Annotated in this window: 17 protein-coding genes, 1 tRNA gene and 1 pseudogene; 9 read left to right on the forward strand and 10 right to left on the reverse strand. The window is 63.4% G+C overall.

Annotated features, from left to right (window positions below; all coding sequences use genetic code 11):
* The 5 genes from AC07VI_RS15110 to AC07VI_RS15130 all read left to right on the forward strand — a co-directional run bounded on the left by AC07VI_RS15110 (window position 1) and on the right by AC07VI_RS15130 (window position 2,809).
* Window positions 1-210, forward strand: a complete 210-nt coding sequence (locus AC07VI_RS15110) for a hypothetical protein (RefSeq protein WP_492993091.1) — start codon at window positions 1-3, stop codon at window positions 208-210.
* Between the two features lie 34 nt (window positions 211-244).
* Window positions 245-514: a hypothetical protein gene (locus tag AC07VI_RS15115; RefSeq protein WP_492993089.1), complete on the forward strand. Its 270-nt coding sequence runs from the start codon at window positions 245-247 to the stop codon at window positions 512-514.
* Entirely contained in the window at window positions 507-758 is a 252-nt protein-coding gene (locus AC07VI_RS15120) for a DUF4224 domain-containing protein (RefSeq protein WP_492993087.1), read from the forward strand. The genes AC07VI_RS15115 and AC07VI_RS15120 overlap by 8 nt, the downstream gene beginning before the upstream one ends.
* Window positions 759-810: 52 nt before the next feature.
* A complete protein-coding gene (locus tag AC07VI_RS15125) occupies window positions 811-1,830 on the forward strand; it encodes a tyrosine-type recombinase/integrase (RefSeq protein WP_328571150.1) in 1,020 nt (339 codons plus the stop codon).
* Window positions 1,831-2,116: 286 nt separating this feature from the next.
* A complete protein-coding gene (locus AC07VI_RS15130) occupies window positions 2,117-2,809 on the forward strand; it encodes a hypothetical protein (protein ID WP_492993085.1) in 693 nt (230 codons plus the stop codon).
* A gap of 142 nt (window positions 2,810-2,951) precedes the next feature.
* Here the strand turns inward: AC07VI_RS15130 and AC07VI_RS15135 are convergent.
* The 5 genes from AC07VI_RS15135 to AC07VI_RS15155 form a co-directional block, all read right to left on the reverse strand.
* Window positions 2,952-3,041 (reverse strand) — tRNA-Ser (locus AC07VI_RS15135).
* Window positions 3,042-3,159: 118 nt separating this feature from the next.
* Window positions 3,160-5,205 (reverse strand): putative bifunctional diguanylate cyclase/phosphodiesterase, encoded by a 2,046-nt coding sequence (locus AC07VI_RS15140; protein ID WP_086145843.1) that lies wholly within the window; start codon window positions 5,203-5,205, stop codon window positions 3,160-3,162.
* 1 nt (window position 5,206) lies between these two features.
* A complete protein-coding gene (locus AC07VI_RS15145) occupies window positions 5,207-6,391 on the reverse strand; it encodes an EAL and HDOD domain-containing protein (RefSeq protein ID WP_086145844.1) in 1,185 nt (394 codons plus the stop codon).
* A 220-nt stretch (window positions 6,392-6,611) separates the two neighbouring features.
* Window positions 6,612-7,238: a response regulator transcription factor gene (locus AC07VI_RS15150; RefSeq protein ID WP_086145845.1), complete on the reverse strand. Its 627-nt coding sequence runs from the start codon at window positions 7,236-7,238 to the stop codon at window positions 6,612-6,614.
* Window positions 7,239-7,249: 11 nt separating this feature from the next.
* On the reverse strand, window positions 7,250-8,620 hold the full coding sequence (locus AC07VI_RS15155) for a cache domain-containing protein (protein ID WP_086145846.1): 1,371 nt from the start codon (window positions 8,618-8,620) through the stop codon (window positions 7,250-7,252).
* Between the two features lie 242 nt (window positions 8,621-8,862).
* Here AC07VI_RS15155 and AC07VI_RS15160 point away from each other — a divergent pair, with 242 nt between their 5' ends.
* The 4 genes from AC07VI_RS15160 to AC07VI_RS15175 all read left to right on the forward strand — a co-directional run bounded on the left by AC07VI_RS15160 (window position 8,863) and on the right by AC07VI_RS15175 (window position 16,478).
* Complete coding sequence (locus AC07VI_RS15160; RefSeq protein ID WP_492993081.1) at window positions 8,863-10,923, forward strand: carbon starvation CstA family protein; 2,061 nt, start codon at window positions 8,863-8,865, stop codon at window positions 10,921-10,923.
* Window positions 10,923-11,123 (forward strand): YbdD/YjiX family protein, encoded by a 201-nt coding sequence (locus AC07VI_RS15165; protein WP_492996274.1) that lies wholly within the window; start codon window positions 10,923-10,925, stop codon window positions 11,121-11,123. Before AC07VI_RS15160 ends, AC07VI_RS15165 begins: the two co-directional genes overlap by 1 nt.
* Before the next feature lie 302 nt (window positions 11,124-11,425).
* Entirely contained in the window at window positions 11,426-14,317 is a 2,892-nt protein-coding gene (locus tag AC07VI_RS15170; RefSeq protein WP_492993079.1) for a hybrid sensor histidine kinase/response regulator, read from the forward strand.
* 1 nt (window position 14,318) lies between these two features.
* On the forward strand, window positions 14,319-16,478 hold the full coding sequence (locus AC07VI_RS15175) for a putative bifunctional diguanylate cyclase/phosphodiesterase (protein WP_086148466.1): 2,160 nt from the start codon (window positions 14,319-14,321) through the stop codon (window positions 16,476-16,478).
* Here AC07VI_RS15175 and AC07VI_RS15180 read toward each other — a convergent pair.
* From AC07VI_RS15180 to AC07VI_RS15200, 5 genes and pseudogenes are all read right to left on the reverse strand, one after another.
* Window positions 16,447-17,595 carry an esterase-like activity of phytase family protein gene (locus tag AC07VI_RS15180; RefSeq protein WP_086148465.1) on the reverse strand — a complete coding sequence of 383 codons (1,149 nt, stop codon included), beginning with the start codon at window positions 17,593-17,595 and terminating at the stop codon, window positions 16,447-16,449. The genes AC07VI_RS15175 and AC07VI_RS15180 overlap by 32 nt on opposite strands.
* Before the next feature lie 127 nt (window positions 17,596-17,722).
* On the reverse strand, window positions 17,723-18,943 hold the full coding sequence (locus AC07VI_RS15185; protein ID WP_099420920.1) for a CaiB/BaiF CoA transferase family protein: 1,221 nt from the start codon (window positions 18,941-18,943) through the stop codon (window positions 17,723-17,725).
* 7 nt (window positions 18,944-18,950) lie between these two features.
* A complete protein-coding gene (gene recR / locus AC07VI_RS15190; RefSeq protein WP_070291397.1) occupies window positions 18,951-19,541 on the reverse strand; it encodes a recombination mediator RecR in 591 nt (196 codons plus the stop codon).
* A 47-nt stretch (window positions 19,542-19,588) separates the two neighbouring features.
* A complete protein-coding gene (locus AC07VI_RS15195; protein ID WP_034759121.1) occupies window positions 19,589-19,915 on the reverse strand; it encodes a YbaB/EbfC family nucleoid-associated protein in 327 nt (108 codons plus the stop codon).
* A 40-nt stretch (window positions 19,916-19,955) separates the two neighbouring features.
* Window positions 19,956-21,108, reverse strand: a pseudogene (locus AC07VI_RS15200) (DNA polymerase III subunit gamma/tau); the annotation flags it as partial.

Raw genomic sequence — 21,108 nt, forward strand, 5'->3', positions numbered from 1 at the left:
ATGAACAAAACATCCTACAAAAAATCCTTCCAAGCGAAGCTGACTAGCGAGGAAATGCGCCTTGACGCGCTGGTTATGGCCGGGAGTCAGTCAGGCGACATTGCACGAGTCTGGAAGTACCGTGGCGGCGTCACCGTAGAGCGCGGCGGCATGGTCGTGCTGAGTGTAAGTCGTGCGCAGATCGGACTGAACATGGCATTGCCAGGGTGAAGTGCAGCCCGCAAAAAAAGACGAAAGTCCCCCCATGATGAGCTACCTGAATGAGCAATATTTCCACGAGTTGGTTTGCATGAGTGACAAGCAACGAAGAAAGCTGTTTTTCGGCCAATTTAATCAATCAACTGAAGCACAAACAAACCATATGGACGAATACAAAGAATTCTGCCGGCTGCGCGACTACCGCAAGCCTGGCGCGGAAGTTCCCCAATATACAGAGGCCGAAGCGCTCGCCTTGGCCACAAGCAATAGCAAGGAATGCCACCGCGCCACAACGAAAGCGCAGTCCAATGAATAATCTTTTTGACAATTCGATCCAGTCCGAAACCCTGACTGCGGAAGAGCTGGAAACCATTTCAGGCTGCTGCCGGAAAGTGGATCAGATCAAATGGCTGCAGCAAAACGGCTGGACCTTCATCAAAAACCGGGCCGGCGCGCCCATCATCGGGCGCCTGTACGCCAGGCTGCGCTTGAGCGGCATCAATCCCGCCAGCCTGGTAAGCACGCCGAACTGGGCGCCGGACCTGTCCAAAGTACGTTAATAGAAAGAAAACAATGCGACCTAAGAGCACTGGCTACAAACTTCCACCGCGCATGCTGCGCCGCGTGCGCAAGCTGAAATCGGGCGAAACATGGACCGGCTATTACTACAATGGCCGGGACGACGCCGGGAACCGGAAGGAATACCCACTGGGTACGGATCTGGTCGAGGCCAAGCGCCTGTGGGCAGAATACGAGTGCAAGCCAGTTCCAACCGACGCCACGCTCATGGAATACGTGTTTGCGCAGTACGTGCGCGACATCCTCCCGGGCAAGGCACCAAGCACGCAACGCGAGAACTCCAGCTCATTGAGCCAGCTGCGCCCGGTCTTCGACAGCGCGCCTATCGACGCCATCACGCCGCAAGATATTGCCCGCTACCGCGACGCGCGCAGCGCCAAGGTGCGCGCCAACCGCGAAATCGCGTTGCTGTCGCATGTGTTCAATATGGCAAGGGAATGGGGCTACACGAAGCGCGAGAACCCATGCAGGGGCGTGCGCAAGAACAAAGAAGTGCCGCGCGATTTCTATGCCGACAAGGCCGTGTGGGATGCAGTACGGAACGCAGGCTGTGAAGAACTGCAGGACGCCATGGACCTGAATTACCTGACCGGCCAGCGGCCTGCGGACGTGCTCAAGATGCGCGACGGCGATTTGAAGGATGGGGCGCTGCAGGTGCGCCAGGGCAAGAGCAACAAGCTGCTGCGCATTGTGCTCGAGCACGACGGCATCAAGTCCGAACTGGCGAAGGTCATCGAGCGCATCCACGCGCGCCCGCACCGGCCGCGCACCACCTTCATCGTCGCGCTGCCGAATGGTTGCCAGGTCAAGAAGTGGCATTTGCGCCTGCGCTTCGATGGCGCCCGGAAAGCTGCAGCGGAACTGGCGCTAAAAGCTGGCGACGAGGAACTGGCCAGCCGCATCAAGGCCTTCCAGTTCCGCGATATCCGGGCGCGCTCTGCCAGTGACATTGCAGACCTGGGCGCCGCCAGTTCGTTGCTGGGGCATAGTGAAAAAGTCATTACAGAGAAAGTGTATCGGCGCATTGGTCAAGCAGTACGACCAACTAGATAGCAATCAAAATAACAATAACCTCCTTGCCAAGTTTTACAGACAAATAGATCTTTCTGCAATAGAATGCTTTAAGGAAAATTAAATTTACTTTGTGAAAATACTCTCAAGGAGTCCAAGATGACCGGAAACAAAAAAGTAGTTGTTACCAACAGTCCGACCATAACAGTAGTTACGACGCCGACTAGAACTAGTACGAAAGCGGGAATTCCATCTAGTTCAATGACCCCTGCCCCTAAAAAAAGTCAACCCGCCCCGAAACCGAAGAGCAAATAAGCGGTGAAAAACTATGGGGGCTGAAACCGAAATAGCTGACCGGGAAGAAGAACAACCGGAAACAGATGAAAAAAGGCAGGAAGAACTAAATAAATTATTCAAAGACTTCAAGACGGAGATTGAAAAACGGCAGGTCTTAAGCTCTGACAATCTTGATAAATCTATTCTGACCTACTCAAGCTGGGGACTTGGTATTTCAATAGCATTTTTGAAAGATTTTGTACCAATAACGGTAGCAAACAATGCATCCTTCCTCTATTGGTCTTGGTATCTTTTTAGTGCAGCTATAGCATTAACCACACTGTCGTTCCTGATCAGCTACAAAGGTTTGGATTTATCGCTACGTCACGCTCAGGAATACTATCTAAAGGACAATGAAAATTTCATTGACAAGAAGAATTATTACAACATAATTGTTCTAATCTCAAATGTTGTATGCGTAATACTTTTCCTCTTGGCACTGGTTTTTACAATTGTATTTGTTTCCAGTAATCTTGAGAAATCAGCAATAATTAAGGAGAATGAAAAGATGTCAAAAATCGACAAAGTGACAAAGACTACGCACGGCACCGCGATGGACGGGCTCCCTGTAAGCTTAATGCAAGCAAAACCGCCAAAATCAACACCGAAAACTCAAGCTAATCCCGGAGCGACAGGCACACCACCAGCCCCAAAAACATCACAAAACAACAAGCCTCAACAATAAAACTGGTGCGTTTCTTATCGTTGTTGCGGAAATCACTTCCGCAACGTGTGCGTGATTTTTGTAGTGCTCCACCATCACCCACCCACACATGCCGCATAGACGAAAAAAAAGCCCTTTAAAATCAAGGGCTTTTTTATCATTCTGGCGGAAGCGGTGAGATTCGAACTCACGAACAGTTTAACCCGTCGCTAGTTTTCAAGACTAGTGCCTTCAACCACTCGGCCACGCTTCCAGATGGCAGCATTATACATAAAGGTCACCGGCTTACCAATGGCTAGTACTGTCGTGCTCTTATTTCCGCCAGCGGCAAGGGCCGGGGCGATGCATGCGCAGCACGCCGGGCAGATGCCCTACAGGCCCCAGTTTTCCCGCAGCGCTCTTTCAAACTCCCCCGCCGGCAAGGGGCGCGAGAAGAGGTAGCCCTGCACTTCGTCGCAGCCAGAACTCTTCAGGAAAGCCAGCTGCTCGGCCGTTTCCACGCCTTCCGCGATGACTTTGTGGTGCAGCTGCTGGGCGATGCTGATGATGGTGCTGGCGATGGCGCAGTCGCTGGCGTCGGTCGGGATGCCGGTGGTAAAAGACCTGTCGATTTTCAGGGTGTCGATGGGGAAGCGCTTGAGGTAGGACAAGCTGGAGTAACCGGTGCCGAAGTCGTCCAGCGACAGGGCCACGCCCAGCGCCGTGATGCGGTCCATGATGCCGATGACCCTCTCGATGTTGTGCATCAGGGTGCTTTCCGTGATTTCCAGCTCCAGCCAGGCCGCTTCCAGGCCGTAGCGGGCCAGGGTTGCCGCCACCCTGGCGGGCAAGGCCGCCGTGAATTCGCGCGCGGAGACGTTGACGGCCAGGCGGATGGGCGGCAAGCCGGCCAGTTTCCATGCTTGCGCCTGGGCGCAGGCCGCTTCCAGCACCCATTCGCCCACCTGCACCACCAGGCCCGTCGATTCGGCCAAAGGGATGAACTCGGCAGGCGGGATCATGCCGTGCTGCGGGTGGTGCCAGCGCACGAGGGCTTCAGCGCCGATGATGCGCCCGCTCGCCAAGGCATATTTCGGCTGGTAGTGCAGCAACAGTTGCTGTTCAGACAAGGCCTGCCGCAAGCCCGTTTCCAGGCGCATGCGCGCCTGCATGCCCTGGTTCATGTCCTGACTGTAAAAGGCCACGCTTTCCGCTTCGCCGCCGCTGTCCTGCTTGGCGCGGTACATGGCGATGTCGGCCAGGCGCAGCAGGGTTTCCGCGTCCTGCCCGTCCTGCGGATACACGCTGATGCCGATGCTGGCGCCCACACGCAGGTCGTGGCCTTCGATCAGGAAAGGTTGCACGAGGGAAGAGAGAAGTTTTTGCGACACCATGCTGGCCTCGAAATGCTGGCCGATGTCGAACAGGCCGACGGCGAACTCGTCGCCGCCCAGGCGCGCCACCAGATCCTGGTCGCGCAATGCCTGGCGGAACCGCAGCGAGACCTGGCGCAGCAGCTCGTCGCCGATGCGCCGGCCCAGGGTGTCGTTGATCAGCTTAAAACGGTTCAGGTCGATGAACAGCACGCAGCCGAGCATCTTGCTGCGCTGCGCCACGCTCAAGGCCTGGTCGACCAGCTTGGCCAGCAGGGTGCGGTTGGGCAGGCTGGTCAGCGGGTCGTAATACGCGAGGTGGTGCAGGCGCTCTTCGGCCAGCTTGCGTTCCGTGATATCGGTGAGGTAGGCGATGAGTCCGATGGGCTTGTCGTCCATGTCCTGCAGCGGCGACAAGGACAGGCTGGCCCAGAAGATCTCGCCCGACTTCTTTCGGCGGCGCACCTCCATCAGGCGCCCTCCCTGCTCCAGGAAGGCGTCATGGAAACCCGTGTCCTCGTCGTCGTACAGGAACAGGATGTTGCGCCCCACGGCTTCCACCGAGCTGTAGCCGAACAGGCGCTCGGCGCCCTTGTTCCAGCTGGTGATGTAGCCCGTCAAGTCCATCGTCAGCACGGATTCGTGCAGCTGGTCGAGGATTTGCGTCTGCTGCGCCAGCAAGGCTTCGACTTGCGCGTACGCATGCGTGGAGCGCTGCGCCAGCGAGTGCACCTGCAGCACGCCGGCCGTCAGCGACGCCAGGCTGGCCAGGTGGCGGCGGTCGGCGTCGTTGTAGACGCTGCGGCCGGCCACGGCGTAATGGCCAAAGCAATGGCCGTCGAAGCTGACTTCCTGCAGCAGGGCGGGCGTATCGCGCGCAAACGGCATGCGCGGCGCGGCGCCCTGGGCGCTGGCCGACGGCAGGAATTGTGCATGCGGGCTGGCCGTCACGGCGCCGGCGATGCGCCCCAGTTCGGCCATCAGTGCCGGGCCACGCAAGCGCACGACGGCGTCGCACAGGGCGGCGCTGTCACCAAGGTAATCCGACACCGGCAGCAAGGTCATGCTACAGGTTCCGGCTGACCTGGATGGCCCACTGGTAGGCCTGTAGCAGGCTGCGCCAATAGGTTTCTCCATCGATGCCGGCGCGGCGCAAGCCGTCGGGCGGGGGCGCGCCGCTTTCCACCAGCGCCAGCAAGGCACCCAGCTCGCCGTTGCGTTCAAGCAAGGCAGCGCTGACTTCGGGCGCCAGGTTCAGCGTGGCGATGATGTCTTCCATGGGCATGCCCAGCAGGACGTCGAGCAGGGAAAACACGCCCGCCATGAAGGCCAGGTCCTGCGCGTCGCGGTCGCCGCCGCGCAGCTGGCACAGCGCTTCCATCTGCGCCGCGCGCACGGCCGCCAGCGGCAGCAGCGCGTGGATCTTGCCATCGTCCTGCTGGCGCGCATACAGCAGCAGTTGCAGCCAGCGCTGCAGCTGGCGCCGGCCCAGCAGGGTGATGGCCTGGCTGAAGCTGGTAATCGGCGCCGTGAAGCCGAAGGCGGCCGAATTGACCAGTTTCAATAAATGATAGCTGAGCGAGGGGTCTTGCTTGAGCGGCACTTCCAGCTCGTGCGCGTCGGCATCGCGGGCCAGCAAGCCCAGCAGTGCGAGCACGCGGCGGCGCGAGGTGGCGTCTTCCGGCTCGCTTTGCTGGCGTGCATGGTGCAGGGCGTAGTCGCCGGCAAACCAGCTGGCGCCAAGTTCTTGCACGGCAGCAAGCTGTTCGGCATCGACGATGTTGTAGGCCAGGTGCGGTCCCGGCAAGGGCAGCAGCTGATGCAAGCCCGGCAGTTTTCCGGCCGCGTCGACGGCGAGCGCGCGCGCCTCGACCAGCGCCGCCGTCACGGGACCGGCGCCGGGGCCGTCCACGATGATGCGGTAGCCCGCGTCGCGCCACTGCTGGCATTTCTTCTGGATCTGCTTGTCGCCGGCAAAGGTGGCCGGCAAACGGAAAATGGTGCGCTGCGGCGCCAGTTGCGCCAGCACGGCCTCGTCCACGCCATGCGGGTCGGCCAGGGGAACGATGCAGTCGAGCGGCGCCAGGAAGGCATACGCATCGGCAGCGGCCAGCGCCGCGACCAGCGCCGTCATCAGCGGCACCGTCGATGACTGCGGCACGTGCAAGGTGACAGCGACCCACTCGTTATGAGCATTGGCAACTGCTTGTAATCCCACCAAAGGAAACAGGTTTGATTCAGACGCTGACATCGGTATCTCAGTGTGGGTAGGGCGCCATAGTAAATAAACTGACCAGCATTGGCAACCCTGGCCCGACAGGGATGCCATTTCGACAGCAAGAATCATTCTATCCGAATCTCACCGGTGAAACAGTTTAATATTAGCAATAAATGTTCAAAAAAAACATTTCCCCGGGAAAGCCGCCTGTCATGCGGGTTTGAAAAAAACACACTGCTTTGCGCGCACCCGTTCAGGCGCCGCCGTGCGCGTGCTCGACCGCGTATTTGATCAGTTCGGCCTGTCCTTCGATACCGAGCTTGCGCTTGATGTTCAGCCGGTGCGTCTCCACCGTGCGCACGCTCAGGTCCAGTTCGCGCGCGATCTGCTTGTTCGACTGGCCCGCCGCGATGTGCTGCAGCACCTGCTGCTCGCGCGTGGTGAGGAAGGAATCGTGGACTTGCGGGCGAGATAACTGCCGCGCCAGGGCCGCGCTGTAGTAAATGCCGCCGGACATCACCGTCTCGATGGCAAAGACAATATCTTTCCCCGGAGCATCTTTGAGCACATAGCCGCGCGCGCCCGCCTGCAGGGCTTGCGACACGTATTCGAGCTTGTCGTGCATGGACAGGATCAGCACGGCGATCTGCGGAAACGCCTGCTTGAACAGCGCCGTCGCCTCAATGCCATTCGTGCCGCGCATATTGATATCCATCAACACCAGGTCCACCTGGTGGAGGCGCGCCTGGGCCAGTGCCTCGTCGGCGCCGCCCGCCTCGGCCACCACGTCGAAATGCGCCACCGCTTCCAGGCGCGCGCGCAGGCCGTCGCGCACGAGGGGGTGGTCGTCCACCAGCAGAATTCGGATCGTGTCGCTCATGGTTCTCATCATTAGTGGGTGGAGGAAAGGGCGAGCCGCGCCAGCACCACGGTGCCGGCCGCCGAGGACGCGATGTGCAGGCTGCCGCCGATGGCTTCCATGCGCTCCGTCATGTTGCGCAGGCCGATGCCGCGCTGCGGGTGCAGGGCGATGCCGTCGAAGTCGAAGCCGCCGCCATTGTCGCCGATGCGCAGCTCCACCGTCTTGCCCGTCTCGCGCAGGCTGACCTCGATGGCGCTGGCGTGGGCATGGCGCTCGCTGTTCGTCAGCGCTTCCTGGGCGATGCGGAACAGGACGGTATTGACCATGTCGGGCAAGCCCTCGCCCGCCGCCGCCGGACTGGCCGTGAAACTGGCTTGCGCGCTGCTGCTGTCGTTAAATTCATGCACGAGGTGGTCGAGCGCGGCGGCCAGGCCCAGGTCGTCGAGGATGGCGGGGCGCAGGTTGTGCGAAATGCGCCGCACCTCGCCCAGCACCTTGTTGAGCTGCTCGGCGGCCCGCTCGAACGTGGCCGGCGCCTTGTCTTTCTGTTCGGTATTGCCGGCCAGCCGCGCGATGCCCGCCTCGATCTGCAGCTTGATGGAAACGAGCCACTGGCTGATGCCGTCGTGCAAGTCACGCGACAGCCGCGCCCGCTCCTCTTCCTGCGATTCGACCACGCGCTGCGCCAGCACTTTCAGCTTGGCGTCGGCCACGCGCAGCTCGCGCAGGTTCAGCGCCAGGCCGCAGGCGGCCACCAGCAGGGCGCCGAAGATGGCGATGGCGGCGATCAATTCCATGGTCGAGCGGATATTGCGCGACTGCTGGGCGTCCACCTTGGCCAGCGCCTGGTCCACGTCATCCATGTAGATGCCGGTGCCCATCATCCAGCCCCATTCCGGCATCAATATCACATAGCCGAGCTTGGGCGCGGACTTGTTCGTCGACGGCTTGATCCAGTTGTAGCGCTCGAAGCCGCCGCCGCTCTCGGCCCGCCGCATCAGGCGCTGGATGGTCAGATTGCCCTCGGCGTCGCGCAGCTCCCACAGGTTCTGCCCCACCAGCTCGGGCTGGCGCGGGTGCATCAGCGACCTGCCCTGCAAATCGTAGATGAAGAAATAGCCGTCGTCGCCATAGCTGAGCGAGGCGAGGATGCGCTTGGCCTCCTCTTGCGTGGCGGCATCCTTGCGCCCCGAGCCGTACAGGGAGGCGATGGAATGGCTGGCCAGGGTCACGTAATGCTTGAGTTCGGCTTCCTTGCTGGCCAGGTACGCTTGCTGGATCGTGGCGCGCTGCTGTTCTGCCAGCGTGACAGCCTGGTGCCGCACGGCAAACGCGATGGCGCACAGGGCGAGGATCAGCGGCGTGATGGCCAGGAAGATGACTTTCTGTCTGAGTTTCATGGCCTGGCGTGCTCCGGCGGCGTCGATACGGTGGAAATCAATGATTTTACGTTGCGGCGCCGTGATCGCCCTGCGTAGTAATACTGAGCGTTACTGCGTAGTCTTGCGCTTGCGGCAATTATACGATTCCTGAATACTCGCCATAAGCTGCAGATACACCAAAAGTAACATCAAACTGGCGACGACCAGGCGCAGCAACCATCATCGCACGGCACAGCGCCCGTCACATCTCTGGAGGAAGCATGAACCGCATTTTCAAACAGCTCGGCTGGGCAGCGCTTGCGCTGGCCGGCGCCGGGTCCCTGGGCGTTGTCGCCCTGCAACGTGGCGAACCGATCAGCGCGATCTGGATCGTCATCGCCGCCGTCTGCGTCTACCTGATCGCCTACCGTTTCTACAGCCTGTTCATCGCCGACAAGGTGCTGGGCCTGGACGCCCGCCGCATGACGCCGGCCTTCAAGCACAACGACGGCCTCGATCACGTGCCGACCAACAAATACGTACTGTTCGGCCACCATTTCGCGGCCATTGCCGGCGCCGGCCCCCTGGTCGGCCCCGTGCTGGCCGCGCAGATGGGCTATCTGCCCGGCATGCTGTGGATACTGGCCGGCGTCGTGTTCGCGGGCGCCGTGCAGGATTTCATCGTGCTGTTCATTTCCATGCGCCGCGACGGCCGCTCGCTGGGCGACCTGATCAAGGCTGAGCTGGGCGAGATTCCCGGCATGATCGCTCTGCTCGGCTGCTTCATGATCATGGTCATCATTTTGGCCGTGCTGGCCTTGATCGTCGTCAAGGCATTGACAGGTTCTCCATGGGGCAGCTTCACCGTGATGGCGACGATCCCCATCGCCCTGTTCATGGGCGTGTATTCGCGCTTCATCCGCGTGGGCCGCATCGGCGAAATCTCCATCATCGGCTTCGTGCTGCTGATGCTGGCCATCATCGGCGGCCAGTACGTGCAGGAACACGCGGTGCTGGGCCCGATGTTCACCTTCACGGGCACGGAACTGACGTGGATGCTGATCGGCTACGGCTTCATCGCCTCGGTCCTGCCCGTGTGGCTGCTGCTGGCGCCGCGCGACTACCTGTCGACCTTCCTGAAGATCGGCACGATTTTGGGCCTGGCCATCGGCATCATCGTCGTCGCGCCTTACCTGAAAATGCCGGCCATGACCAAGTTCATCGACGGCTCCGGCCCCGTCTGGTCGGGCAATCTGTTCCCCTTCCTGTTCATCACGATTGCCTGCGGCGCCGTGTCCGGCTTCCACGCGCTGATTTCCTCGGGCACCACGCCGAAGATGATAGAAAACGAAAGCCATGCCCGCTTCATCGGCTATGGCGCCATGCTGATGGAATCGTTCGTTGCCATCATGGCCCTGGTGGCCGCCTCGACCATCGAGCCGGGCATCTATTTCGCCATGAACAGCCCGGCCGCCCTGATCGGCACCACGGCGGAATCGGCCGCGCAGGCCATCTCGCAGTGGGGCTTCTATGTGACGCCGGACATGCTGACGCAGACGGCCAAGGACGTTGGCGAGCACAGCATCATCTCGCGCGCGGGCGGCGCACCGACCCTGGCCGTCGGCATGGCGCAGATCCTCTCCGGCGCCATCGGCGGCAAGGCCATGATGGCCTTCTGGTATCACTTCGCCATCCTGTTCGAGGCACTGTTCATCCTGACGGCCGTCGATGCGGGCACGCGTGCCGGCCGCTTCATGCTGCAGGATTTGCTGGGCAGCTTCGTGCCAGCGCTGAAACAGACGGAAAACGTCATCGCCAACCTGCTGGCCACGGGCCTGTGCGTGGCGGCCTGGGGCTACTTCCTGTACCAGGGCGTGGTCGATCCGCTGGGCGGCATCAACACCCTGTGGCCGCTGTTCGGCATCGCCAACCAGATGCTGGCGGCCATCGCGCTGATCCTCGGCACTTGCGTGCTGTTCAAGATGAAACGGGGCCAGTATGCATGGGTCACCATCACGCCGACCATCTGGCTGCTGCTGTGCACCTTGACGGCGGGCTGGCAAAAGATTCTCGACGCCAATCCGCGCGTGGGTTTCCTCGCGCATGCGAAGAAATACTCGGCAGCCCTCGATGAAGGCACGCTGCTGGCGCCGGCCAAGTCGGTGGCGCAGATGCGCCAGATCATCTTCAACGATTACCTGGACGCCGGCCTGGCCGCCTTCTTCGTGGTGGTCGTCGTCAGCGTGCTGTTCTTCGGCATCCGCACGATTGTGAAGGCGCGCGCCGACAGCAAGCCTAGCACCAGGGAAACGCCGTTCCAGGCCATGCCCACGGTGCAATGATGCTCGACGAAATCATCAAGGCGGGCCGGTATCTGGGGCAAAGCATGCGCCTCATGTGCGGCCTGCCCGATTACGACACCTACGTGGCGCACCGGGAAGTGACCCATCCCGGCGAGCCGATGATGACGTATGAAGAGTTTTTCCGCGAACGGCAGGAAGCGCGCTACGGCGGCGCAGGCAAACGCGGCGGCTGCTGTTAGGCTGACACCTGACCCAGCCTGCTGCGCGTCGGTATAGGCGGCCTGCGATGCTCACGGTACTTCAGTACGGTTGCGCTTCTCGGCCGCCTCTCCCTTCCGCTCGCTACGGCTGGGTCAGGTGTTGTTGCTCAGCAATAACTTGAGGGCGTTTCTTCGGGACCGCCCCTCGTTTCATCTCGTACAAGTTCCCCTCCCCTCTCTTCCCTTAGACCCACATCAATATCTAGGTGTGTCTTCACGTCTATATTTTTCCAATAGGAATTAAATAACAGTCAACGGGCGACCGGGGAAGCAGCGAATTCATGTTCAATTTCCAACGTTCCAGCATCAGCCAGAAACTGACCATGATTTCGGTGCTGTCGTCGGGCTGCGCGCTGCTGCTGGTGTTCGTGGCGTTCGCGCTGACGTCCGTGCTCAGCCACAAGAACGATGAAGGCAAGCAACTGCTGTCGCTGGCGGGGGTGATCGGCGCGGCGGGGGCGACGCCGTTGCTGATAGGCAAGCCGGCGCAGGCCCAGGCGGAACAGATGCTGGCGGCGCTGGCCGCGCGCGATGAAGTGGCCCAGGCGGCCCTGTTCGACAAGGGCGGGCGCCTGTTCGCCCTGTACCGCGCGCCGCAGCACGACAAGGAGCTGGCGGCGCCGGAAGACATGGACCCGGCCCTGCTGGCCGACATGGCCGTGCAGCCCGTCACGCAAGGCTCGGGCACGACCCTGGCGCCGGCCATGCGCTTGTACCGTCCCGTCTACCGGCCGGCCGCGGACGGGCAGGAGGTCATCGGCGCCGTGCTGATCGAGGCCGACCTGAACCACATGTGGCGCGACATCGGCCGCCACGTGGGCGCCATCGGCGGCGCCACCGTGCTGTCCTTCCTGATCGCCGTGTTCCTGGCGCGGCGCTTCAAGAGCGTGATTGCCGAACCGATCACCAAGCTCATTGATACAGCGCAAAAGGTCTCCAGCAGCCAGACCTACAGCCACCGCATCGCCCACCAGCGCAGCGACGAACTGGGCGTGCTGATCGACAGTTTCAACGACATGCTGGCGCAGATCGACAGCCGCGACAGCACCCTGGCCAATTACCGCGACCAGCTCGAACGCCAGGTGGGCGTGCGCACGGCGCAGCTGGAAAAGGCCAAGGATGCGGCCGAGGCGGCCAGCCAGGCGAAAAGCGCGTTTCTCGCCACCATGAGCCATGAAATCCGCACGCCGATGAACGGCGTGCTGGGCATGACGGAATTGCTGCTGGCCAGCCCTTTGAGCCCGCAGCAGCGCCACTACACGAGCATGGTGCAGCGCTCGGGGCAGAATCTGCTGGTGATCATCAACGACATCCTCGACTTTTCCAAGATCGAGGCGGGCAAGCTCAGCGTGGAATACATCCGCTTCAATTTCCGCGAATTGCTCGACGATATAGAGCACGTGTTCGCGCCGCAGGCGGAAGCGAAGAATATCTGCCTGGAATTCGATATCGCCAACGACATCCCGATCGCCATCTGCGGCGACCCGAACCGCTTGCGCCAGATCATCGTCAACCTGCTGGGCAACGCCATCAAGTTCACGGAAACGGGCAAGGTCACCGTCAAAGTGGAAGTGTGCAGCGAAGACGCGCCCAGCGTGGGCTTGCGCTTCGAGGTGCATGACACGGGCATCGGCGTGTCGGACGAGGCGCGCAGCCGCATCTTCGAATCGTTTTCGCAGGCCGACGGCTCGACCACGCGCAAGCATGGCGGCACGGGCCTGGGGCTGACCATCTCGAAACAGCTGGTCGAGCTGATGGGCGGAAAAATCGGCGTCGACAATGCTTTAACGCAAGGCTCAATCTTCTGGTTCGAAGTAAATTTCGATAAACGGCGGGTCGACAGCGACGATCCGTCCTTCAACCTGAAAACCACGCGAGGGTTACGCGCCTTGATCGTCGACCACACTCCCGCCACGCGCGCCGTGCTGGAACGGCAGCTGGCCAGCTGGCACATCGTCAGCGACAGCGCCGGCACGGCGGGCGAGTGCCTGGGCAAGCTGCACGCGGCCGCGCAGGCGGGCACGCCGTATGGCGTGGCCCTGCTCGACATGGAATTGCCGCGCACCAGCGGCCTGGCCCTGGCCGCCACCATCAAGAGCGATCCGCGGCTGGCCGACCTCAAATTACTGCTGCTGAGCACGGAACAGGCCGCGGCCGACCCCGTGCAGCGGCGCGAGGCGGGCGTGGCCTTCCAGCTGATCAAGCCGGCCCGCGAATGCGATCTGTTCGACTGCATCGTCACGCCGCCGCGCGCCGGCGAAAGCCTGCGCGCCGCGCCGCCGCACGCCCTGCGCCCCGCCGTGCGCCCGCCCGGCCGGCGCCAGCGCCGCCGCGTGCTGCTGGCCGAGGACAATCCCGTCAACGTGGAGGTGGCGCTGGCCATGCTCGACAGCCTGGGCCTGGACGTGGCCTGCGCGCGCAACGGCGAAGAAGCGCTGCAGGCGGCACGGGCCGAGGATTTCGACCTGATTTTGATGGATTGCCAGATGCCCGTGATGGACGGCTTTGCCGCCACGGCGGAAATCCGCCGCCACGAACAGCAGTGCGGCCACGCGCGCGTGCTGCCCATCGTCGCCATCACGGCCAACGCGCTGCAGGGCGACCGCGAAGCGTGCCTGGCGGCCGGCATGGACGACTACCTGAGCAAGCCCTTCACGCAGCAGGACCTGGGGCACACGATCGCGCGCTGGATCACCCTGCCGCGCGCGGCCACCGTGCACCACAGCGAGCAGGCGGAAGCGCCGCAGGAGACGCCGCAAGCGCCGCGCCAGGAAGCGCCGCCCGAGGTAACGCCGCCAGCCGCCGCCCCGCCCTCCGGCCAGCCGCTGAACCGGCAGGCGCTGGAAAACATCCGCGCCCTGTCGCGCACCGATGGCGACGCCTTGCTCGAACGGGTCATCCAGGCCTTTGTCGGCGAAACGCCGCGCCAGTTGACGGCCATGCGCGAGGCGATCGCCGGCGCGGATGCGGAAGCGCTGCGCAAGGCGGCCCACAGCCTCAAGTCGGGCAGCGCCAACGTGGGCGCCGACGGCCTGGCGCAGCTGTGCAAGGACATGGAAAAACTCGGCCGCGCCGGCAGCACCGACGGCGCGGCGCCCCTGCTGCAGCAGATGCAGCAGGCATTCCTGGCCGTGCGCGAATCGCTGAGCGCCATCCTCGTGAAGGAACACTGACATGACAGCGCCCCTCTCCCCTCCCCGCGGCCTGGTGCTGGTGGCCGACGACGATCCCGTCATGCGCTTGCTGATGCGGCAGATGCTCACGCAGGTGGGCCTGGACGTGATCGAGGCCGAGGATGGCGTGCAGGCGCTGGCCAGCTACAAGCACAGCGGGCCGGACCTGGTCATGCTCGACGTCGACATGCCGGCCATGGACGGGTTTGCCGTCTGCCGCGCAATCCGTCACCAGGAAGCGGGCGGCACCGTGCCCATCATCATGGTCACGGGCGGCGACGAACTGGAAGCCGTCACGCACGCCTACGAGGTGGGCGCCACCGACTTCATTTCCAAGCCCATCAACTGGCCCATCCTGGGACACCGCGTGCTGTACGTGCTGCGCGCCAGCGACGCCATCGCCCGCCTGCGCATCGCCGACGCGCACAACCGCGCCGTGCTGGCCGCCATCCCCGACACCTTCTTCCGCCTCAACCGCGAGGGCTTTTATCTCGACTATGAACAGGGCCACGACGCCAGCGCCGGCTTTTCCATCAGCAACTGCGTGGGCAGCCATATCCGCGACGTGCTGCCGCCCGAAATCGCCGCGCGCCTGCTGGACAAGGCGCACGCGGTGCTCGCGTCCCAGCACATCGGCTCGGTCGACTACACGCTCACGCACGAGGACAGCACGCGCCATTTCGAGGCGCGCCTGGTGGCGACGGGCGCCGACGAAGTGCTGGGCCTGGTGCGCGACATCAGCGAGCGCAAGCGAACCGAGGAGCAGATCCGCCGCCTCGCCTATTGCGACAGCCTGACAGGCATTCCCAATCGGCAAGCCTTCCTGGAAACCTTGGAACGCGAACTGCTGCGCTCGAAGGAGCACGACAAGAAATTCGCCGTGCTGTTCATGGACCTCGACGCCTTCAAGCGCATCAACGACACCCTGGGCCACGACGTGGGCGACCACTTGCTCAAGGTGGTGTCCGAACGCCTGCGCGAAACCATCCGCCCCAGCGACCTGGTGCTGCGCGCCGAGCACGAGTTCGAGGCCGCACCCGGCGGCAGCAACCTGGCGCGCCTGGGCGGCGACGAATTCACGATACTGATCCCCGACCTGGAGCGGGTGGAAGACGCGCTGAACGTGGCGCACCGGGTCAAGGAAGCCATGCGCCGGCCCTTCATGATCGAGGGGCACGAGATTTTCGTCACGGCCAGCATCGGCATCTCGCTGTATCCGGAAGATGGCGAGGATTGCAACTCGCTGCTCAAATACGCGGACACGGCCATGTACCACGCGAAAAACTGCGGCAAGAACAACGCCAAGCTGTACAGTTCTTCGCTGACGATGGAAATCATGAGCCACGTCAAGATGGAAGTGGGTCTGCGCAAGGCCTTGCAGAACAACGAGCTGTACCTGCTGTACCAGCCGCAGATCGACGTGCCCAGCACGCAGATCGTCGGCGTGGAAGCGCTGGTCCGCTGGCGCCACCCGGAGCGGGGCATCATTTCCCCCACGGAATTCATCCCGCTGGCCGAAGAGACGGGGCTGATCGTGCCCATCGGCGAATGGGTGCTGCGCACGGCCTGCAACCAGGCCAAGGCGTGGCAAAGCGATGGCGGACGGGCCATCCGCATGGCCGTCAACCTGTCGGCCAAGCAATTCAAGGATGAAAACCTGATGCAGATCGTGCTCTCGGTCCTGGCCGACACGGGCCTCGATGCGCGGCTGCTGGAACTGGAATTGACGGAAGGCACCTTGATGGACGACGCGCGCGCCACCATGGTGACCCTGGAGCAGCTGCGCGGCATCGGCGTCTACCTGTCCATCGACGACTTCGGCACGGGATATTCGTCGATGAATTATTTAAAGCGCTTCGACGTGCGGGCCTTAAAGATCGACAAGAGTTTTATCGCCGGCTTGCCGCAGGACACGGAAAACGCGGCCATCACGCGCGCCATCATCGCCATGGCGCACGGCTTGAAAATGGTGGTGGTGGCCGAGGGCGTGGAGACGGACGAGCAGCTGCTGATGCTGGAAGAATACGGCTGCGACATGGCCCAGGGATACTTTTTAGGCCACCCGTCGCCGCACGACACGATCACGGCCATGCTGGCCAGGCAGGCCGGCCAGGTGGCCAGCCTGGAAGCTAGAGCACTTCGAAGGCAAGGATTTGCGTGACTTGCTGCGGATTGAAATTGTCGTCGGAAATCATCACCAGGCTGCGGCGGCCGTTGGCCAGGCGCGGTCCCCAGCTGATGCCCTCGATATTGTCGACCCTGGCCAGGCCGGCCTTGCCCAGGTCCAGCAGCAGGCGCTTGCGCGCCGGCACATAAGTCGCGCCCGCCAGGGCGGGGATATCCCGGATATCGGTGGCGCCATCCGTTTCCATTTCGTAGAGGCGCACGTGGTTCGTGTAGAGGCCGTCCGCGTCGGCCACGCCGGCCCGCTCCAGCACCAGCACCCGATGGTCGTTCACGGCGAGAATTTCCGACACGCCATTATCCGCCTCGCGCCCCGGCGCGGGCCGCGACGCCACCGGCTCGATCGGGTAAGCGTACTGGCCCAGCACGGTGCCGGCGCGGTCCAGGCGCGTGATGCGCACGACGGAGCCGTTGTCGGGCGTGGCCAGCGGGCCATCCTGGTACAGGGCCGCTTCCATGCCCAGCCACAGGCTCTTGCCATCCGACGAGAAAGACAGCGCCTCGAAGCTCATGTTGTTGCGCGAGCCGATGTCTTCCATCGAGACATGGAACATGGCCGGCGTAGGCAAGGTGGACAGATAACGCCCGTCGCGGTCCGCATGGCGCACGAACGGGTGCAAGCCCACCTTGCGGTTGCCTTCGCTGCCATACCACAGGCTGCCGTCCTGCGGATCGACGCGGATGGTTTCGATGTCGGCGACCTGCTCGCCACGGTCCAGTTTTGCATGGGCCAGGTTCGGGTAGCGGCTGCCGTCCGGTTGCGTGAAGAAATGCACGCTGTTGAAGGTCACGGCGGAGAATGCCGCGCTGTCGTAGCTGAGCGTGGCGCGGTAAAAGCGGGCCGGGTTGATTTCCGAGCGGTCATCGCTTTCCATCACCCAAGTATTGCTCGCCGCATCGTAATCGATGCCGGACAGGCCGCCCACCGTGGTGCCCTGGAAAGCCTGCTTCAGGGCGATGCGCTGCTCGCCGATCAGGCGCAGGCCGGCGATCGGCGCGTCGTCGGGGAAGCTGGCGCAGGCGGAGAGGAGGATGGACACCGCCAGCGCGGAGATCAGGCGCGCGCGCAGGGCACGGAGGGATGACTGCTTCACGATATTCCTTAATGAAACCCCAAGCGCAGAATCCGGGGTCGGTCCTTTCAGGATTGGAATACATCGCATTGGACGTATTCCCCCGCCGGGTCTGCCCCCAGCTTTAATTCTGTCGGCTAAGCATGAATCACACCACGCCACCGGCCTTGAGCCGCGCGACGGCCGCCGCATCATAGCCGAGCGATGCCAGCACCTCGTCGTTGTGCTGGCCCAGGGCCGGGCCCAGCCACTGCGTCTTGCCCGGTGTGGCGGACAGTTTCGGGCTGATGGCGGGCAATTTGACGGGCGTGCCGTCGGCGAAATGGTGTTGTTCGAACATGTCGCGGGCGAGAAATTGCGGATCGCTCAGCATGTCGCGCACGGAGTAGATTTTGCCGGCCGGCACGTCGGCTGCCTTCAGCACGGCCAGCGCGCTGTCGATGGTATGCGTGGCGCACCAGGCGCCGATGGCGTCGTCGATTTCCTGCGTGCGCGCCACCCGGCCGTCGTTGCGCGCCAGCTGCGGGTCGCCCGCCATGTCGATGCGGCCCATGGCCAGCATCAGGCGCTTGAAGATGGCGTCGCCATTGCCGGCGATGACGATGTTTTCGCCGTCGCCCGTCGTGTAGGTATTCGAGGGCACGATGCCGGGCAGGGAGCCGCCCGTGCGCTCGCGCACCACGCCCGCCTGGTCGTATTCGGGCACCAAGGACTCCATCAGGTTGAACACGGATTCGTACAGGGCCACGTCGACCATCTGCCCTTCCCCGCCGTCGCGGCCGCCCGTCACGTCGCGGTGGCGCAGCGCCAGCATGGCGCCGATCACGCCGTGCAGGGCCGCCACGGAGTCGCCGATGGACACGCCGACGCGCACGGGCGGACGGTCGGCAAAGCCGGATACATAGCGCAAGCCGCCCATCGATTCGCCGATGGCGCCGAAACCGGGCAAGTCCTTCATCGGGCCCGTCTGGCCAAAGCCGGACAGGCGCACCATGATGATGGACGGTTTTTCTTTCTTGAGCTGTTCGTAGCCGAGGTCCCACTTTTCCAGCACGCCGGGGCGGTAGTTCTCGATGATGATGTCCGCTTCCAGCGCCAGCTGGCGGGCAATCGCCCGGCCTTCCGGCGTCTTCAGGTTCAAGGTCAGACTTTTCTTGTTGCGCGCCTGCACCGACCACCACAGCGAGGTGCCGTCCTTCAGCACGCGCCAGGTTCGGATCGGGTCGCCGCCGTCGGGCGACTCGATCTTGATCACGTCGGCGCCGAATTCGGCCAGCATGCGGGCGCAGAACGGCCCCGCGATCAGGGTGCCCAGTTCCAGGACTTTGATGCCCGTCAAAGGACCAGTGTGCGCGGAGGATGCTGTCATAGTGTGCTCAGGTTGCCCTGCGGTCGAGCATCGCGCGGGCAATCGTGCCCGCGTCGACGTATTCCAGTTCGCCGCCCACGGGCACGCCGCGGGCCAGGCGGCTCACGCGCAAGCCCCGCGCCTTCAGCATTTCGCTGATGTAGTGGGCCGTCGCTTCGCCTTCATTCGTGAAGTTGGTGGCCAGCACCACTTCACTCACCACGCCATCGTTGGCGCGGTTCAGCAATTTTTCGAGGTGGATATCTTTCGGGCCGATGCCGTCCAGCGGAGACAATCTGCCCATGAGGACGAAATACAGGCCCTTGTAGGTGAGCGTCTGCTCGATCATCAGCTGGTCGGCGGGCGTTTCCACCACGCACAGCAAGCGCTTGTCGCGCTCTTCGTCGAGACAGGTCTCGCACACTTCGTGTTCGGTAAAGGTATTGCACAGGCCGCAGTGATGCACGGCATCGACGGCCTGGAACAGGGCGCGCGACAGCATGGCCGCGCCTTCCCTATCGTGCTGCAACAAATGAAACGCCATCCGCTGCGCCGACTTGGGGCCGACGCCGGGCAGGCGCCGCAGCGCCTCGGTCAGAAATTCAAGCGACTTTGACATGGATCAACCCTGCCCAGTGCCACAGATCGAGCGCATGCGGTATGGCATCAGAATGGCATTTTGAAGCCGGCTGGCAAGTTCATGCCGCCGGTCAAGCCTGCCATTTTTTCCGCGGACGTCGCTTCCGCCTTGCGCACGGCGTCGTTGAAGGCGGCGGCCACCAGGTCTTCCAGCATGTCCTTGTCGTCGGCCAGCAGCGACGGGTCGATGGACACGCGCTTGACGTCGTTCTTGCACGTCATGACGATTTTCACGAGGCCGGCGCCGGACTGGCCTTCCACTTCCACCAGCGCCAGTTGTTCCTGGGCCTTTTTCATGTTGTCTTGCATTGCTTGCGCCTGCTTCATCAGGCCAGCCAGTTGATTTTTCATCATGAGAATGCTCCGTTAATTCAGTTTGTGAGTGTGTTAATCATCAATGCAGGGTCGGCGCGGCGGAGCCGGCCGGTGCAGGGGTAATCGTTCCCGGCACAACAATAGCGTCGAATGCACGCTTCATGTCGAGCACGAAAGGGTCGGTTGCTATGGTTTCTTCCGCTTGCCGCTGGCACGCCTCGCGGTGGGCCTGCGCTTCCGCGCTGGCCGTGTACCAGACGGCGCCCAGTTCCGTGTCGACATTGACCTTGCGGCCGAAGCGCTCGGTCAGCGCGGCCGCCAGTTTTTCCACGTTGGCCGGGCTGCGCCACGTGTCGATGGGCACGCGCAGGCGGAACGTGGTGCTGTGGCCGTCGTGCAGGCATTCGATCAGCTCGGCCTGCACGGCCAGCTGCTGGGCCACGCCGCGCAGGGGCAGCACGGCGGCCACGGCCGGCCAGTTGCCGTCCCAGTCCAGGCCCGGCACGGGCGTGATCACATACGGCCCGCTGGGCGCGGCTTGCTTGGCGGCACGCTGCGGCATGACGACGGCGGGCTGCTCGCTGCTTGGCGCGGCGGGCGCGGACACGGCAGCCGAGGCGCTGTCGTCGGAAAATTCGGTGACCCACGGCGGCAAGTCGTCGTCGGCTGCGGCCGGCTGCGGCGGCGCGGCGGGACGCGCCTGCTGCACGGGCGCCGGCGCCGCCGGTACGGATACCGGCGCGAACGCGGGAGTCTCCATCACGGCCACGGGCGGCGCATCGTCCCACGGCGCCGGCGCTTGCGCGGCGGCCGGCGGTGGCGGCGCAGCCTGGACGGGCGCCGCCGGAGCGGGCGCGGCGACTACAGCGGCCGGTGCGGGAGCGGCCGGCTTGGGCGCCGACGATGGCGCCGACGGCGCGCTGCCCGGACGGCCTTTCGAGGCGGCGCGGGCCGCTTCCAGCGCCGCATTGATGGCGGCGCGGGCCGAACTGATGGGGGCGCCCGATGCTGGCGGGGCAGCCGCAGGAACAGGCGCGGCGGCCGGCGGCGCCGCTGGTGCTGGCGCCGGAGCGGCTACGGCTGCTGGTGCCGGTGCGGGCGCCGCTGCGCGTGGCGGCGGCGCTTCGCTGCGGGCCATGCTGACGGCAGCGGCGGCCACCACGGCGGGCTGGGTCACGGCGGCATGGCTGGCCACGCTGTTCGTGGCGGCGCGGGCGGCCGGTGCGGACGCG

It is taken from the genome of Janthinobacterium sp. GW821-FHT03A03, from assembly GCF_059421435.1.